The sequence below is a fragment of the Thalassobacillus sp. CUG 92003 genome, assembly GCF_013618635.1.
In the GTDB taxonomy this organism is placed as follows: domain Bacteria; phylum Bacillota; class Bacilli; order Bacillales; family Halobacillaceae; genus CUG-92003.
The window spans coordinates 85,425-102,639 of sequence record NZ_JABLSJ010000009.1; the positions used below are offsets into that span (position 1 = coordinate 85,425).

A 17,215-nucleotide genomic window follows, 5' to 3' on the forward strand; every position below is an offset into this window, starting at 1 on the left:
ACTATAACATAATGATGGCAAGGCTAACAAAAAAGGCTCTCCCAAAGGAGAACCTTAGCTTGCCTTTTGTTGTTGTTGCTTGGATAATTCGATTCCAGCCTCTTTTAACATCCATTCAATATGAACGCCATAGCCTGAAGTCGGATCATTAACAAATACATGGGTGACAGCACCGACAATTTTATTATTTTGAATAATGGGGCTTCCGCTCATCCCTTGAACGATACCGCCTGTTTTATCCAATAATTCTGGGTCCGTAATTTTAATGATCATACCTTTTGTGACTGGGCTGTCCTTTGGCATATTCGTAATAATCTCAATATCGAATGGCTGTACTTTTTCTCCATCCAACACCGTTAAGATTTGCGCTGGCCCTTCTTTGATTTGTTCAGCCGGCGCGATTGATAACGGCTTTTCATAGAGGTCATTGGTAATTTTATCCTCTAATTCACCAAATATACCAAACGGTGAATTTTTCGTTATATTTCCGATTTTATCCTCATTCATGGAAAAGTCTGCCCGTTTTTCTCCTGGGATGCCCTGGCTTCCTTTTTCAATTGAGGTGACATTGGATCGTACGATCGTGCCGTCATGAATTTCAATGGGCTGCTTCGTATCCATATCCGAAATAACGTGCCCTAATGCCCCGTACTTCTGGCTGTCAGGGTGGTAAAACGTCATGGTTCCAATACCGGCTGCAGAGTCACGTATATAGAGACCAAGCTGATACTCTTTTTCTTTATCATCAAAACCCGGCGTCACAGTTTTTTCGTACGTTTGTTGCTTACGCTTTATTTTAAAGGTCAATGGCTCATTATTTTCACCAGATTCAGACACTAACGGCGTTAAATCTTTCATGGCCTTTAACGGCTTTCCGTTAACCTCAAGAATGATATCGCCAACCTGGATACCCGCTTCTTCACCAGGAGAAGCTTTCGTTTCACCACTTTTTACAAGGTGATGACCCACGACCAGCATGCCTAATGTATGGAGCTTAACTCCAACAGATTGTCCGCCAGGGACTAGCCGAATATCTTTCAGCGGTGTTACGTCCACTTTTTTGATCGGCAGGCCTGCAAGCTCATAATACATGCTTGTTTTGTCTTGCAATGTGCTGCTACCTAGTGATGACACAGCAGGAATCGTATTTTCCTCTTTTTGACTAGTGTCACTAAATACAGGCAGTGCTGATCCTGCTTCAGAAGAAAACACTTTTACGTGAGTTGGGATGGATAAATAGTGTTGAACTGGGGTAAATAAAGGTAAAAGGGATATTAACAGCAGGAGAACGGAGCCAACGATATATTTTGTCATTTGATTTTTCACAGATTCACACTCCTTGTCACTCTCCTGAACCATTTATTAATGGCTTAATTATAATGTGGTCGTTTATAGCCATTTTTAAACCATTTGACAATCAGTAAATAAAGGATGAATTTCCTTAGAATAAAAAAATCACGCTGAATGACAGCGTGAATGAATCAAGCTTTATGTTTAGCAGCCAATTGTAATAATTCCTTTGCATGCTCCCGTGTCGTATCGGTTAATTCCGCTCCGGTAATCATGCGGCTGATTTCATCGGTTTTTTCTTCCGAGGAAAGTTCAACGACATGAGTAGACGTGTGGTTTTCTGTCACATCTTTTTCAATGCGTAAGTGTGTGTCAGCCATTGATGCCACCTGAGGGAGATGAGAAATGCACAATACCTGTGAACCTTCTGCAATACCATAAATTTTTTCGGCAATAGCTTGGGCAACGCGTCCGCTCACTCCAGTATCGACTTCATCAAAAATGACGCTTGTCACACCTTGATGCTTGGAAAAAATGCGTTTTAACGCAAGCATAATACGAGACGTTTCCCCTCCAGATGCCACTTTATGAAGCTCTTTCAAGGGTTCACCCGGGTTGGTGGAAATGAGGAATCGAATGTGATCAAAGCCCGACGGTGTTAACTTGACGCGTGAGCCTTCCCATTCAGGGTCTTGATCTTGCTTGCCTTCTTTATGTGTAATATGGACATCGAATTCTGCTTTATCAAGATATAAGTCCTTTAATTCTTCATGTATGTGTTGGGCTAACCTATCAGAAGCTGAGGTACGTATATCGTGCAAATGTTTAGCATCGAGAAATGCATCTTTCCCGCTTTCTTCAATTTGATGGTGCAGTTTAGATAAGTGCGAGTCTTTATTTTTAATTTCATCAATTTCTTCTTCAATTTTTGCAGCGTATTCCAGAATTTCTTCGACAGATTGGCCATATTTTTTCTTTAAACGATTGATTTCATTTAAACGGCCTTCAATCTCATTCAGGCGATCGGGATCGAATTCCAATGCTTCCATGCGCTGACTTAGTTTAAAAGTCATTTCTTCCATCAAATAATAATAGTTGGATAATTCTTCAGTCATTTCGCTTAGCTCGGCATCTACATCGTTCGATGTTTCAAGGGCAGACAAGGCATGTGAGATCCAATCCAGACCCTTTTGTTCCCCGTACAAGGCATGATAAGCATCTTGGACAGATTGAAATAATTTTTCGAAATTAGCCAATTTATTGCGTTCTTCCGCTAATTTCTCATCTTCCTGGGGTTCAAGATCAGCACTCTGAAGTTCTTTTAATTGAAAGTCAAGCAAGTCTAATCGCTGGGCCATTTCCTGTTCATTCTCGCTTAGCTCCCGGTACCTTTTAACTAGGGTTTGATAGTGATCAAATACCCGGTGATAATCGCGCTTAGCCTGATAAAGCGCTTCTCCAGCAAACATATCAAGTAACTCAATATGCCGTTCAGGCTCCATCAGTGATTGTGTTTCATGCTGACTATGGATATCAATCAATACGCGCCCGAATTCCTTCAAAATACCAAGGGTCACTAACTTGCCATTGATTCGGCAAATACTTTTACCTTGATGGGTGATACTGCGATGTAAGACAATCATGCGATCTTCCCCTATTTCAACTCCAAATTCTTGGGCAACATCGATAACCATATGATGGTCTTCTACAGTGAATAATCCTTCAATTTCCGCGCGTTTCGTCCCATGACGGACGTATTCAACCGAACCGCGTCCGCCAGATAAAAGTTGTATGGCATCGATGATGATCGACTTTCCAGCGCCGGTTTCACCTGTTAATACCGTGAGTCCTTCTTTGAATGTTACCGAAACTTCATCTATTATGGCAAAGTCGCGTATGGATAATTCTGTGAGCACCCTGCTCACCTCCTGTCACCTAAAGCATTTCCAACAGTTGTTCACTGATTGTTTCTGTGAGTTCTTCACTGCGACAAATAATAAGGCATGTATCATCTCCACAAATCGTGCCCATGATCTCTTCCCAGTCCAAATTATCAATCAGTGCCCCGACAGCGTTCGCATTGCCAGGGAGGGTTTTGAGAACAATGAAGTGTCCTGAACGATCGATGCTCACAAATGCATCCATCATAAGACGTCTGAGCTTTTCTAACGGATTGAACCTCTGGTCAGCCGGTAAACTGTATTTGTAACGCCCATCAATCATAGGTACTTTGACTAAGTGCAATTCTTTGATATCTCGTGACACTGTAGCTTGCGTCACGTCGTAACCCATAGCCTTCAACCGAAAAACCAGCTCATCCTGAGTTTCAATATCATCATTGGTAATGAGTTCACGAATTTTGATATGACGCTGTCCTTTATTCACCTAACATCCCCCATTTCTAAACCACCCAACTCCATATCCAGGGGCTTCACTTGCAAAAGCTTCAACTTATTCCTTCAATTCCGTATGCTTTTAAACGCTTCATGTGCTTCCGACACGACAGTATTCAATTCGACATCATCAATACGATGTCCTTCTTTAGCACCGTCCCAATGAAAATAGGCTAAGAATTCGATATTGCCATCACCGCCTGTAATCGGCGAATACGTCAACCCTTCAAGAGTATATCCGAGTGAACCAGCAGCATTCACAATCTTTTCAATGACTTCCCGGTGAATGGCAGCTTCTCTTACAATGCCTTTTTTTCCAACTTGGTTCCGCCCTGCTTCAAATTGTGGTTTGATCAATGCTATAACGGAACTATCATGATTTAAGAGTTGCGCCAAGACAGGCAGAATTAAAGTCAACGATATGAACGATACATCAATCGTAGCAAAGGTAGGCGACCCCATCGTTAAGTCTTCCTGCGTGACATACCGGAAATTCGTCCTTTCCATCACATGAACACGTTCATCATTGCGAAGTTTCCAGTCCAGTTGATTATACCCGACATCAATAGCATAACTGGCCTTTGCCCCATGCTGCAGGGCACAATCGGTAAAACCGCCTGTTGAAGCTCCAATATCGATCATGATTTTACCTTCGACTGAAATGGGGAAGGTCTTCAAAGCTTTTTCCAGTTTCATACCGCCGCGGCTCACGTACGGCATAACCTTCCCTTTTATCTTAACGGGAATAGATTCATCCACTTTCTGTCCAGGCTTGTCCAGTCTTTGCTCTTCTGAAAAAACCATACCTGCCATGATCATCCGTTTTGCTTTTTCTCTTGTATCGATCAACCCTTTTTCAACGAGTAAAAGATCCAGTCGTATTTTCTTCCCCATTTATTTACGCCCGTTTTTCTTTCTTGGGAAGCAGTTCTTTCAAGTTTTCACAAATGGCTGCACGTGTTAATCCGACTTCTTCCCATAGTTCTGGAACATTGCCATGCTCAATGAAGCGGTCTGGTAATCCCATACGTTTAATCCATTGGCCATGGTATTGTTGTTCTTCTGCAAACTCAAGCACGCTGGAACCAAAACCACCTTTGAGTACGGCCTCTTCTATGGTCAGAATAGGCAGTTCTTCGCTCATGATTTCATGTAACATCGTTTCATCTAAAGGCTTGATAAAGCGCGCGTTGACGACACTTACGGCAATGCCTTCATTTTGAAGCTCTTGGCTGGCTTCTAGTGCTAAATCAATCGTGGTACCAAAGGTTAAGATGACGGCATCCTTGCCTTTTTTGAGAACTTCCCAGCTGCCGATCGGAATCTGTTTCAATTCTTCGTCCATTTCAATCCCCTTTGCATTGCCACGGGGATAACGAATGGCTATCGGACCATCATCGTAGGTCATCGCTGTGTGTACGAGATGCTGACCTTCATTTTCGTCTTTAGGCATCATAATCACGATATTCGGTAAAGCTCTTAAAAACGCAATGTCAAATACTCCTTGATGCGTTTCACCATCGGCGCCGACTAAACCAGCCCGGTCAATACCGAATGTCACATTTAAGTTTTGCCGGGTGACATCATGAATCATTTGATCGTACCCGCGTTGTAAAAATGTGGAATAAATAGCAAGAAATGGTTTCATCCCCTGAGTAGCTAACCCTGCTGATAACGTGGTCGCATGTTGTTCAGCAATGCCGACATCGAATAAACGGTCTGGAAACTCATCTCCGAATTTTTCAAGTTTCGACCCTAACACCATCGCGGGTGTTACAACTACAAGCCGTTTATCTACGCGAGCTTCTTTGCGCAATGTTTCCGAAATAACCGAACTCCAGGCAGGAGGACCGTCAGCTGCCTTTATCTTTTCACCTGATTCGATTTTATATGGGCCGACACCATGCCATTTGTCCTTTTGATCTGATTCAGCAGGATGATAACCTTTCCCTTTCTGAGTCATCACATGGATGATAACCGGCCCTTCGGTTTTTTTGGCATATTGAAGATTCTCTTTCAAATCATGGAAATCATGGCCGTCTACTGGTCCAAAATAAGTGAAACCGAGTTCTTCAAAAAACATCCCGGGAACCACAAAGTATTTCATGCTGTCTTTAATACGCTCGGCCGTTTGAGCTAACTTACCCCCTACGGCTGGAATTTTCTTGAGGATCCATTCCAAATCGTCTTTAACGCGATTATATTTTCCCGCACTCCGCATTCTTCCTAGTGCTCCGTGGAGAGCCCCAACGTTCTTGGCGATAGACATTTCATTATCGTTAAGGATAACGGTTACATTTTTCCTCTCATGACCGATGTTATTCAATGCCTCTAGCGCCATGCCCCCAGTCAATGCACCATCTCCAATAATCGGAACGACGGAGTGGCTTTCTCCATTCAAGTCGCGGGCAATCGCCATGCCCATAGCCGCTGAGAGGGACGTTGAACTATGGCCCGTTTCCCAAATGTCATGGTCGCTTTCACATCGTTTCGGGAAACCACATAACCCCTGGTATTGGCGAAGCGTATCAAATTGTCCAGCACGTCCTGTCAGAATCTTATGGATATAGGATTGATGACCGACATCCCAAATCAATCGATCTTCCGGGCTTGTATAAACTTGATGAAGCGCTAATGTGAGCTCTACCACTCCTAAGTTAGCCCCAAGATGTCCACCTGTTTCGGACAGGTTTTGAATTAAGAATGAGCGAACAGAAGCAGCCAATTCTACAAGCTGTTCATCAGTTAATTTTTTTAAAAAAGCAGGGTTTTTAATATTGTACAGATCCATAAATGGACCTCCTATCATCATCTAGATTTTCTGGTTTTTTCTGACGGACCGGATAGTATATTGATTCTTAATTGTTTTTCTAGAAAAGCGATAGTTTTAGCCGCAAACAAAATGATTTTAGTCGAGGAATGGATGGCAAAAAACTTACCCAGCGCCTTTCCACCGACTGTAAGCGCAGCCACTATGCTTGTCAATACGACCGACAGGGTTATTTGTGTAGTGGAACCATCTGATTCTCCGAGTACATTCACCAGCTGGAGTACAACAACAGCAGAAGCTGTACCACTTACGATTCCTGATATATCCCCGATTACGTCGTTGCAAAAGCTAGCGAAACGATCGGCATTACGTACAATCAAAATAGCTTCTTTGGCTCCCGTTACCTTCTCTGAAGCCATGGCATGAAAAGGGGGCTCAGCTGCTGCAGTCGCTGCTATCCCCAGCGTATCAAATAAGACACCTACGGCAACAATAATAAAGACAATGCACAATCCGACAACCCAAACGACCCCACTTAAAATCGAAGACGATATGATTGAAAAAATAGCCGCTAACACAAATGTGATAACGGCAATACTTATACTGAATTTGAGTGATCTTTTTAATTTGTAATTCATGATAAACCTCGTTCATTGTAAGTGGCTTTAAATATGTAGGAAAGGAATGGTCACCTTATAAGTAAAAATTACGGCTTAGGTCCAGTAGGTTTTCCCAACCGGGTACCGAGTGTCGCCACTCTGGCGGTTCCCCTTTAAACCCGGATCGGCACTGTTTCCAGTAACCGGACTGGATTACCACTTAGTCCGTACTATAATTCTTATAAGGTGTCCATCTCGAACAGTCTAGGAGATTTCCTCGACAGCCTTTGACCGTCTCCTAGCCTCTTTTGCAGAGCTGATTTCATACAGTTCATAACAGACATCGGCAGCGGCCAACTGCATCATAATCTGTGTTCTTATACTGTAATCCCCTCAGCACCACTCAAGGCAGGCTACGCTGCACATACAGAATTGCTCCATATGTCGCAGGTTCATACCCCATTTCATAATGACGCCAGGCTTAGGCATCATCACAAAGATGGGCCTCCGCGGAAGCAGGGTCAACGCCCACATGCCTTTGTGGATCGCCCTGCCACCTTAACTCCCAGCATCGACCCAAGGCTGGGCGCCTCAAGCCGACACAAGGAACTTCATCGATATGCCCTTTGGCGGATTTTTAGGCCCGCCTTCAGAAACGGAGGACCGACTAGAATACTGCACCATTCCTTTTGTAAATATAATATAACATACAGCTTATTATTCCACAATTAATTTAGACTCAGTGATCGCGCTCACTTAAGTGCAGAATCAACTGGGCTAAATACGTGTGATTCACGCCAGCCTCAGTTAAAGCGTCCAATGCCTGAGCTACATATGATGCTTTTTGATTAATCGCTCCATCCAGACCTAATAATTGTGGGTACGTGCTTTTCTTGTTGCCTTCATCACTTCCGATTGGTTTGCCCAGTTTCTCATTATCGCCGATCACATCAAGGATATCATCTTGAATTTGAAAGATAAGGCCGATGTGTCGTGCAACGCTTTCAAGCGCGGTCAATTGTTTATCATCAGCCCCTCCAACGAGCGCGCCTGCATTTAATGCGAACATAAGCAATTCACCCGTTTTGTGTTGATGGATACGTTCTAACTCCTCCAGGGCGATCGTTTGCCCTTCTGATTGCATATCTCTCATTTGACCTTCAACCATACCGGTCGCACCGCTGGCTTCGGACAAGCTTTGAATAAGCGATAGCCTGTGATTAGATGATAGTGATGATGCGTGAGAAATGATGCGAAAACTCAACGTCAGTAATGCGTCTCCTGCTAATATAGCCGTAGCTTCATCGAATTTTTTATGATTTGTCGGTGAACCTCTGCGAAAATCATCATTATCCATGGCAGGTAAATCGTCGTGAATCAAGGAATACGTATGAACCATCTCTAAGCCACAAGCCGGGGCGATGACATCAACATCCCGGCCTCCAAACGCTTCACAAGCAGCCATCATGAGAACAGGGCGAAGCCTCTTACCGCCTGCATCCACAGAATAAAGCATTGCTTCCCGGATCCGCCCTTCGCGGGTAGACTGTACAATATAATCTCTGAGGTAGTGATTAACTAAGTCCCGCTTAGCTTTTATATAATCATTCAAAGGTTGGCTCACGTGTCTTCCTCCACTGAGAAAGGTTCATACTCGCCATGTTCATTTACGATTTGCTGCATCTGTTCTTCCACGCGACCTAGTTTATCACTGCATAATTTAGATAATTTCATGCCCTCCTGATAGTATTGGATAGCCTGTTCGAGCGGAACATCGCCTTCTTCTAATTTCTCCACCAACTCTTCTAACTGTTTCATCGCTTGCTCAAAACTGAGTTCTTGATTTTGTTCTTCACTCATCATTTTCCTCCTCTATTCCCCATACCTGACAGTCAAGTGTACCGCCTTGCATTTTAAGAGATACGGCATCACCAGGATGCACCTGGTGAATGTGTTTGATTACATGCCCTTGTTCAGAATAAGGGATGGCAAACCCCCTCTTCATTGTATCTAAAGGGCTCAACAAAGAAAGTTTCTCCAATAAGGAGGTGAAATGGTTTTTTTTGGTCTCCACCTGCTGTGCTGTAGCTTTGTTAAGTTGGTGCCGATTCCTCTCCAGCTGTTGGTGGTACAATTGAACTTGTTTCCCGGGGTGTTGCTGACCGAAACGTTTTGATAGGTTGAACAACCTTTCACGCTGCTGGGTATGGGAAAAACGATACTGTTGCCACAAACGTTCCATAATGCGATCCAAATCTTGTTCTTTTTGTCTCATCAGTTGTGCCGGGAAGCGGAAAGCGTATGATTTTTGCAGCCTGGAAAGCGATTCTTTAGCCTCTCTCACGTGCTGCTTCATGGTCCTGTCCATCCGTTGCTGTAACAACCCTACACTCCGCAGCAACTCCTCTTTTGAAGGTACTGCCAGTTCGCCTGCACCCGTAGGCGTTGCCGCACGTACATCCGCAACGAAATCACTGATGGTTATATCCGTTTCATGTCCCACGGCGGATATGACCGGCACGCGGGATGCATGAATCGCCCGGGCGACCACTTCTTCATTAAAGTTCCATAAATCTTCAATCGATCCTCCGCCTCTGCCGACAATCATCACATCAAATGTATCCATACGGTTGACATATTGAATGCCTTCGACGATTGAAGAGGCTGCCTGCGCCCCTTGCACTAAAACAGGGACGACCGTCACTTTTGCCAACGGATACCTTCGCTTGATTGTAGTCAAGATATCACGAACGGCGGCGCCAGTTGGTGAAGTCACCACAGCAATCCGTTTAGGAAATGGGGGCAAAGGGCGTTTGATTCCCTCTGCAAATAATCCTTCTTTTGCGAGTTTTTCTTTCAACTGTTCAAAAGCCAGAAAAAGAGCACCTATTCCATCGGGTTGCATGTCTTGAACATATAATTGGTATTGTCCCATCGGCTCATAGACATTCACATCTCCTCGTAGAACGACGTTCATGCCATTTTCCGGTGTAAAACTCAAGTTCCGGTTCGCCCCCGCGAACATAACAGCTTGGATTCTTGCCTGCTGATCTTTAATAGAAAAATACATATGGCCTCTGCTATGGTGTTTGAAATTTGAAATTTCACCCTTGAGCCAAACTTCTTTCAAATGGGGGTCACTGGACAATTTACGTTTGATATATTTCGTTAAAGCTGAAACAGTCAAATAGTGTTCGTTCACATTAAATCCCCTCTATGTAACGTTATGAATGGATTTCGCTGCTTGAATCGTATTAGATAACAGCATGGTGATCGTCATCGGTCCGACCCCTTTGGGCACTGGCGTGACGTGAGAAGCTTTCTCTTTGACGGAATCAAAATCCACATCACCCGTCAGCTTGCCGTCAACACGGTTTACCCCCACGTCGATTACAACAGCCCCTTCTTTAATATCATCGCCTGTAATGAAGGCCGGTTTTCCGACTGCCACAATCACAATATCAGCATGTCTCGTGTGGTGCTGCAAATTTTCCGTGCGCGAATGACAATGGGTGACCGTCGCGTGTTCATTAAGTAACAATTGCCCTACCGGCTTGCCGACTAGATTGCTACGTCCGATAATGACAACATGGCGTCCCTCTAGTGCAATACGAGCACGCTTAAGCATGACAAGAATGCCATATGGCGTACAAGGGTAGAACGTGTCCTGGCCTGTCATCATACGCCCGATATTAATAGGATGGAATCCATCGACATCTTTTTGGGGTTCTATTGCTTCAATCACCTTTTGGTCGTCAATATGATCAGGCAGCGGAAGCTGGACCAGGATGCCATGGACTTCTCCATCTTGATTAAGCTGGCCGATCAAGTCGAGCAATTCTACTTCGCTCGTGTTTTCAGGTAATTCAATCAGATTAGAAGCCAAACCGATTTTCTCAGAAGCTTTCTGTTTGCCTCTTACATAAGAAAGGGAAGCAGGGTCATCTCCAATCAACACCACAGTCAACCCCGGTATAATGCCTTTTTCCCTTAGCTCAGCTGCTTCCTGCTTCATATCCTCTCTGATTTCAGTAGCAAGTTGTTTTCCGTAAATCACTTCTGCTCCCATGAATCACTCATCCCCTTTACTAGCTAATGGTTATTGGCTGTCCTGGACCTTACTGTTTATTAATGCGCGAGAGAACCGCATTTACAAAACTCCCCGACTTTTCTTCCCCAAATAGTTTTGCAAGCTCTACAGCTTCGTTAATGGCGACTTCGTGCGGGATATCTTCATTGTAGACCATTTCATACACAGCGATTCTCAAAATGGTTCGTTCCACTCTTGGTAATCTGGAAATGGTCCAGTTTTCCATATGATCCGTTATTGTTTCATCAACGTTCGCACGGTTTTTCTTAACCCCGTGCACAAGACCTAATAGGAAGGGGTCATCACCTTCGTCTAATACGTGCTGAATAGCATCTTCTGGTTCCATATCATTAACATCCATTTGAAAAAGTGCCTGAAAAGCTTTCTCTCGTGCGTCCCGTCGGTTCATCTTCATTCTCCTTTAAAGGTAATATCCGATAAGAATCATAACATTTTCACCCCTTAAAAGCTATTATTCTCCTATGTAAAAGGCCATAAAAGGTGGGGTCCTTTTATGGCCATACTCATTCGGATTACTCCTCTGTTACTTCTTCTTCTTTCACTTCCATTTGAATACCTACCACATGGATATTGATTTCACTTATTTCTAAGGCAGTCATATTTTTCAAAGCCTGTCGCGTGTTATCCTGAATTTTTTGTGCCGTATCAGGAATAGAGATGCCAAAATCCATGATGACATAGATATCAATCAATATGCCATCTTCTCGCAGCTCCACCTTAACACCTTTACCGTGATTTTTTTTGCCGAGGCGTTCCACAACACCAGAGGCAAAATTTCCGCGCATGGAGGCTACACCGTTCACTTCTGTAGCAGCAATACCCGCAATAACTTCGATGACTTCAGGGGCTATTTCAACAACTCCGAGCTGTGAACCATCACTTACATTCAATAGTTGTTTCTCACTCACTCACTTCACTCCCTTCAATCTCATCCTTCATTATAGTATATTTATCTAAAAACTTTGTATTAAAATGACCTTCCACAAATACTTCATGCTGCATCATACGCTGATGAAACGGTATCGTTGTATGGACGCCTTCGATGACAAATTCATCTAATGCACGTTTCATACGCTGAACCGCTTCATGACGATCATTACCGTACGTAATCAATTTCGCCACCATCGAATCATAGTAAGGCGGAATCATGTAACCAGGGTACGCTGCAGAATCAACGCGAACACCAAATCCTCCCGGTGGTAAATACATATCAATTCGGCCGGCAGAGGGCATAAAGTTTCGGAAGGGATCTTCCGCGTTAATCCGGCATTCCATAGCCCATCCTTCAAACTTTATATCGCCCTGAGTGAATGAAAGCGGCAGATCGTTAGCTACATTCAGCTGTTCTTTGATCAAATCAATGCCCGTTACCATTTCCGTAACAGGGTGTTCGACTTGAATCCGTGTATTCATTTCCATAAAATAAAACCGATCTTCATTTTTATCATAGATAAATTCGATCGTACCGGCACCCGAGTAATCAACAGCCAGGGCTGCTTTGACCGCTGCGTCACCCATCTCTTTACGTTTTTCCGGGGTGATGGCAGGAGAAGGGGTCTCCTCGATCAATTTTTGCAGACGTCTTTGAATGGTACAATCTCGTTCTCCTAAATGAACAGCGTTACCGTGGTTATCAGCTAACACCTGAATCTCCACATGTCGGAAATCTTCAATATATTTTTCTAAATAAACCCCAGGGTTACCAAACGCTGTTTCTGCCTCCTGTTGGGTCACTTGAATGCCTTTCACTAAATCCTCCTCATTTTGCGCAACGCGGATGCCTTTACCACCGCCTCCTGCAGTTGCTTTAATGATGACAGGATAACCGATCTCTTTTGCAACTTTAATACCGCTTTGTTCATTCTCAATAATGCCTTCTGAGCCGGGTACGACAGGCACACCGGCTTCCCGCATCGTTTCTCTCGCCACATCTTTTGTCCCCATTTTTTGTATGGCATATGCAGAAGGACCAATGAACGTGACATTGCACTCTTTGCACATTTCAGCAAACTCGGCATTTTCCGATAAAAAACCATAGCCAGGGTGGATAGCGTCAACTTCAGCCAACGTTGCCAAACTCATGATATTCGTATAGTTCAAATAACTGTCTTTGCTTAAAGTCGGACCTACGCAATAGGCTTCATCGGCTAACTGGACATGAAGAGCCTCTTTATCCGCTTCCGAATAAATGGCCACTGTTTCAATATCCATTTCTTTACAAGCCCGGATAATCCGGACAGCAATTTCCCCTCGGTTGGCAATCAGTACCTTGTTAATCACACTAACTCCCCCTTCCTTATACAGACTTAATCCGGAAAAGGGGCTGTCCATACTCAACTAATTCCCCATCTTCCACGAGAATTTCGACAACCTCACCAGAGACTTCTGCTTCGATTTCATTAAATAATTTCATGGCTTCCACAATGCATACGACCGAATCTGTCTTCACTTTGTCTCCAATTTGAACAAACGGATCATTCTCAGGAGATGAAGCCTGGTAAAACGTGCCGACCATCGGTGAGGTAACCTCTTTGTCATAAGCTGGAGCAGCTTCACTGCCTTGATCCGGTGCTTCTTGATTATTTTCTTCCTCTTGTGCGGTAGTTTCTTTAACCGTTTGCCCCGAGTGAGAGGATTCGTTTGCAGCTTGAGGAACTGATGGTGCTTCTGTTTGTACAGGTGCTTCTGTTACAACTTTTCCATTCTGTTTTTTCATGGAGACCTTCGTCCCGTTTGTTTCATAAGCGAATTCTTCAATTTGGGATTGATCGATAAGCTTGATCAACTCACGAATTTCTTGAACCTTTAACATGTCTCGTTCGCTCCTTTTATGTATTGGTAGGTTATGATAAATGATTAATTTATGAATGACGCCTCTCAAACATTTTACGATAGATTGATGGGAAACTGCAACTATACGTAAAGGAATCGGTAATCAAACGAAAAAAAGCCTGAACTCGCCATAATAGAAAGATGAACAATTATTTCCATCTCTTCTTATTATGGGCGGGTTCAAGCCTTGGTATCCCTATGTGTGAACGATTTGAAGCATCAGCTCACCGGCTGGAATTGCACTTCTATATTCGTATGGCCAAATTCATCTGCCACCATTTGGATAATGTGATTGGTCTCCTGCTCATTTAATTCGTCAACTTGCACCGTCACATGTATCGTGTCTTCTTCGGCCCGGACAAGGACATCCTCGTATTGATTGCTTGCCTGGATGGTGTTTTCTAAGATCGATTCTTTCGATCGGGTCTCTCTTAATACCTGCATCTCTTCCATCGCTTCATTCTTTTCTTCTGCGGTAAAGTCACTTGAAGCTACAATTTCAGATAATTGCTCTTCCTGTTGATCACGTTTGGTTTGCAGCTCCATCCGAACAGATGTGAACAGTTCATCACTCGACATTTGTGAAATCACGGTGTCACCTTCACTATTGCCTTCTTCTGTTCCTTCTTCTTCAGGCGCATCGCCTTCTTCACCTGATTCCTGTTCTGTCAGGTCCTCTTCGTTCAAAAACGCCATCTCTTCTCCTTCAGGCGCCGTCATATAATACACACTCAGAACAATTAATAAGCTTAACATCGTCATGAGCCAAACTGTTTGTTTTTTTAACATTGGAAAACCTCCTATGGTTTAGGCATTACAGAAACTCTGTGACTTGGAACATCCAACACGCGAGATGTGGCTTCTACGACCCAAGATTTCAACTCCATGTTCTCTACGCCCTTGGCAACAATCAACACCCCTTTTATACCAGGTTTTTTAGTTTTCACGAGCAGCGGCACCTCGCGATCCCCCTGTCTGACTAAAATGATTTGATTCTCCCGGCTATAATCCTCAATACTCCTCTCTCCCCCGTTGTCATCCAATTCTTCAGTGGTTTGTTTCCCTACAATCAAGTTTTTATCAAACACTTTTTCTTGCGTAGCTTCAAGATTAATCATGAGGTCAACATCACTAATTCCCTCAATGTTTTCTAATAGTGGTTGTAATTGCTCTTCATAACTTGACTCTAACGCTTTGATTTCTTTGTTATCACTCTCATCGTTCGAGACATGATCTTCATTGGCTTCGGAAGCGATCGGTGGTTCAGGGGGGGCTTCTTTGTCATCGGGCAACCAATTGCCTATCAGCAATAAAAATATTCCAATCACCCCGAGAGCAATCACGTAAATTTTTTTATTGAATTTTCGGCCTTCTCCTCCCGAAAGATTGCCCAACATATTTTTCAAATACTTACTCATCCGGATCCTCCCAATGAATGTCGATTATTTCTTGATCCATTTCCAACTCTTTGGCAAGCCATTCCACCAATCCCTTCTTTTCCGGGTTATCACGTTGGCTTTCATCGGAATCGATATCAATTTCCACCTGTGATACGTTGCCTGCCCCCTCTGTCTCAGATACTGTGACTATGAGCTTTTCTAAAGTCTCAGTGCTTGGCGAAGGCTCTTTGAACGTTAGATCAACCCCGTTTAATTGAAGATCCCATTCTTCTGATAAAGGTGTTTCGAGCTTTTCATGCAATGCTTGTTTTACTTGTTCTAATTTATATGCATCTTGTTGGACGAGTATTTCATTTTTCTTTTTTTCAATAGATTCTTCCATGTCTTCCTCTTCTGTAATCTGATTCAATGCTGCCATGGAATAATTGGTTATCTCCTGGGGCCGGATTTGGAACAAACTGAACAGCGGGTCGAGAAGGACCAATATTAACAGCAGCCCGATAACCAGCCTGGCATATTTTTTCAACGAACCTGATGGCAGGATCATATCCACGGTCATGGCTAAAAGCAAAAATAGAACGACCTGGGTGAGCCATTGGGTAAGAAATGTCATCGTAACCTCATCCTTATCGAATCATCATGGTAATATTGCTGGCTGCTACCAACATGACAATGAGTAAAAAAAACATAAATGACACCATCAATAAAGAAGCAAATACGTACACGATATGCTTACTGATGATATTCATACTTTGGGTTACCGGCCCATCACCTAACGGTTGCAATAAAGCCGCCGCCACCTTATAAATTATAGCGATCGCAAATACTTTAAGGGCTGGGAATAGAGCGAGTCCTAATATGATAACGACGCCTGCAAGACCAACTGTATTCTTTAATAGAAGTGACGCTCCCAGAATCGTGTCGGTGGCATCGGTGAACAGCCGACCGACCACCGGAACAAAATTACCTGTTACAAAACGCGCTGTCTTGATCGCAACCCCATCCTGGACAGCTGTTACCGCGCCTTGTACTGACACAACGCCAAGAAATATCGTTAAAAACGCTCCTAACAAAGCTATACCAGTATTGCGCAATAACTGGGCCAACTGATCGACTTTATATCTATCTGATAAGGTCCCGATAATCATTAATAGGGCAGACGACGTGAATAACGGAATTAAGACGGTTTTAACAAGAACACCGCTCGTATGAACGAGAGCTATGATAATGGGATGAAAAAATGAAACTGTCATTAAGTGACTGATCGAGGCCATGATCCCTAATAATAGAGGAAGCAGTCCCATCATAAAACTGCTCATATGATCGATAGCATCGACAGTATAGTCTATGACGATATGAAAGCTTTCCAGAGCCAGCGTAATAAGAACAAGAAATATGATCATATACGCAATACGACTGACAGCTGTTGATTCGAATGCATTTTGAATCGATTGAAGGACAGTGCTGAACAACGTTAAAAACAGTAACGAAGCAAGCAACCTGCCATTTGCAAGTAATTCGTGCAGAAAAAATTGGAGCAGACCGGGGATCCACTTTGACGAATCAAACTTTTCTGGATTTTCTAGAAGAGAGCGAAGATCATTCACATCGTTTACTGGAAGATACTCACCGTATTCATCGCTCAGTAATTCCCAGGACTCTTGCAGCTCCTCTAGTGATATTTCATCAAGCATGCCTGTTTCTGGCGTTTTTTCTGTCTCGGCTTGTACGTCTGGGATGGCAACTAAAAATTGGAGCAGAATGACAGCAATGAATAGGTTCATGATCTTGTTCATAGAATGGCAAGCCCCTTATTTAGG

The 17,215-nt window shown here is 43.5% G+C and carries 18 protein-coding genes; all 18 read right to left on the bottom strand.

The window, feature by feature from the left end; genetic code table 11:
• Positions 1-54: 54 nt before the first annotated feature.
• Entirely contained in the window at positions 55-1,326 is a 1,272-nt protein-coding gene (gene spoIVB / locus HOP45_RS14195; protein WP_181350051.1) for a SpoIVB peptidase, read from the bottom strand.
• Between the two features lie 155 nt (positions 1,327-1,481).
• Complete coding sequence (recN, locus tag HOP45_RS14200) at positions 1,482-3,206, bottom strand: DNA repair protein RecN (RefSeq protein ID WP_181350052.1); 1,725 nt, start codon at positions 3,204-3,206, stop codon at positions 1,482-1,484.
• Between the two features lie 19 nt (positions 3,207-3,225).
• Positions 3,226-3,675 (bottom strand): transcriptional regulator AhrC/ArgR, encoded by a 450-nt coding sequence (gene ahrC / locus HOP45_RS14205; protein WP_181350053.1) that lies wholly within the window; start codon positions 3,673-3,675, stop codon positions 3,226-3,228.
• A gap of 74 nt (positions 3,676-3,749) precedes the next feature.
• Positions 3,750-4,577 carry a TlyA family RNA methyltransferase gene (locus HOP45_RS14210; protein WP_181350054.1) on the bottom strand — a complete coding sequence of 276 codons (828 nt, stop codon included), beginning with the start codon at positions 4,575-4,577 and terminating at the stop codon, positions 3,750-3,752.
• A 4-nt stretch (positions 4,578-4,581) separates the two neighbouring features.
• Positions 4,582-6,474: a 1-deoxy-D-xylulose-5-phosphate synthase gene (dxs, locus tag HOP45_RS14215; RefSeq protein ID WP_181350055.1), complete on the bottom strand. Its 1,893-nt coding sequence runs from the start codon at positions 6,472-6,474 to the stop codon at positions 4,582-4,584.
• Positions 6,475-6,491: 17 nt separating this feature from the next.
• The gene (locus HOP45_RS14220) at positions 6,492-7,091 is read right to left on the bottom strand and encodes a hypothetical protein (protein WP_181350056.1); all 600 of its coding nucleotides are present in this window, start codon (positions 7,089-7,091) and stop codon (positions 6,492-6,494) included.
• 700 nt (positions 7,092-7,791) lie between these two features.
• The gene (locus HOP45_RS14225) at positions 7,792-8,676 is read right to left on the bottom strand and encodes a polyprenyl synthetase family protein (RefSeq protein WP_181350057.1); all 885 of its coding nucleotides are present in this window, start codon (positions 8,674-8,676) and stop codon (positions 7,792-7,794) included.
• Positions 8,673-8,912, bottom strand: coding sequence for an exodeoxyribonuclease VII small subunit (locus HOP45_RS14230; RefSeq protein ID WP_181350058.1), 240 nt, complete (start codon positions 8,910-8,912; stop codon positions 8,673-8,675). Before HOP45_RS14230 ends, HOP45_RS14225 begins: the two co-directional genes overlap by 4 nt.
• Complete coding sequence (xseA, locus tag HOP45_RS14235; protein ID WP_181350059.1) at positions 8,905-10,254, bottom strand: exodeoxyribonuclease VII large subunit; 1,350 nt, start codon at positions 10,252-10,254, stop codon at positions 8,905-8,907. Before xseA ends, HOP45_RS14230 begins: the two co-directional genes overlap by 8 nt.
• Before the next feature lie 12 nt (positions 10,255-10,266).
• The gene (folD, locus tag HOP45_RS14240; protein WP_181350060.1) at positions 10,267-11,121 is read right to left on the bottom strand and encodes a bifunctional methylenetetrahydrofolate dehydrogenase/methenyltetrahydrofolate cyclohydrolase FolD; all 855 of its coding nucleotides are present in this window, start codon (positions 11,119-11,121) and stop codon (positions 10,267-10,269) included.
• Between the two features lie 49 nt (positions 11,122-11,170).
• Complete coding sequence (nusB, locus tag HOP45_RS14245) at positions 11,171-11,551, bottom strand: transcription antitermination factor NusB (RefSeq protein ID WP_181350061.1); 381 nt, start codon at positions 11,549-11,551, stop codon at positions 11,171-11,173.
• Between the two features lie 124 nt (positions 11,552-11,675).
• Positions 11,676-12,071 carry an Asp23/Gls24 family envelope stress response protein gene (locus HOP45_RS14250; RefSeq protein ID WP_181350062.1) on the bottom strand — a complete coding sequence of 132 codons (396 nt, stop codon included), beginning with the start codon at positions 12,069-12,071 and terminating at the stop codon, positions 11,676-11,678.
• Positions 12,064-13,443 carry an acetyl-CoA carboxylase biotin carboxylase subunit gene (gene accC / locus HOP45_RS14255; RefSeq protein WP_181350063.1) on the bottom strand — a complete coding sequence of 460 codons (1,380 nt, stop codon included), beginning with the start codon at positions 13,441-13,443 and terminating at the stop codon, positions 12,064-12,066. Before accC ends, HOP45_RS14250 begins: the two co-directional genes overlap by 8 nt.
• Positions 13,444-13,459: 16 nt before the next feature.
• On the bottom strand, positions 13,460-13,975 hold the full coding sequence (gene accB / locus HOP45_RS14260) for an acetyl-CoA carboxylase biotin carboxyl carrier protein (protein ID WP_181350064.1): 516 nt from the start codon (positions 13,973-13,975) through the stop codon (positions 13,460-13,462).
• Positions 13,976-14,214: 239 nt separating this feature from the next.
• The gene (locus tag HOP45_RS14265; protein ID WP_181350065.1) at positions 14,215-14,784 is read right to left on the bottom strand and encodes a SpoIIIAH-like family protein; all 570 of its coding nucleotides are present in this window, start codon (positions 14,782-14,784) and stop codon (positions 14,215-14,217) included.
• An 11-nt stretch (positions 14,785-14,795) separates the two neighbouring features.
• The gene (gene spoIIIAG, locus HOP45_RS14270; protein ID WP_181350066.1) at positions 14,796-15,413 is read right to left on the bottom strand and encodes a stage III sporulation protein AG; all 618 of its coding nucleotides are present in this window, start codon (positions 15,411-15,413) and stop codon (positions 14,796-14,798) included.
• Positions 15,406-16,008, bottom strand: a complete 603-nt coding sequence (spoIIIAF, locus tag HOP45_RS14275; protein ID WP_181350067.1) for a stage III sporulation protein AF — start codon at positions 16,006-16,008, stop codon at positions 15,406-15,408. The genes spoIIIAG and spoIIIAF overlap by 8 nt, the downstream gene beginning before the upstream one ends.
• A 13-nt stretch (positions 16,009-16,021) precedes the next feature.
• Complete coding sequence (gene spoIIIAE, locus HOP45_RS14280) at positions 16,022-17,191, bottom strand: stage III sporulation protein AE (RefSeq protein WP_181350068.1); 1,170 nt, start codon at positions 17,189-17,191, stop codon at positions 16,022-16,024.
• Between the last annotated feature and the right edge of the window lie 24 nt (positions 17,192-17,215).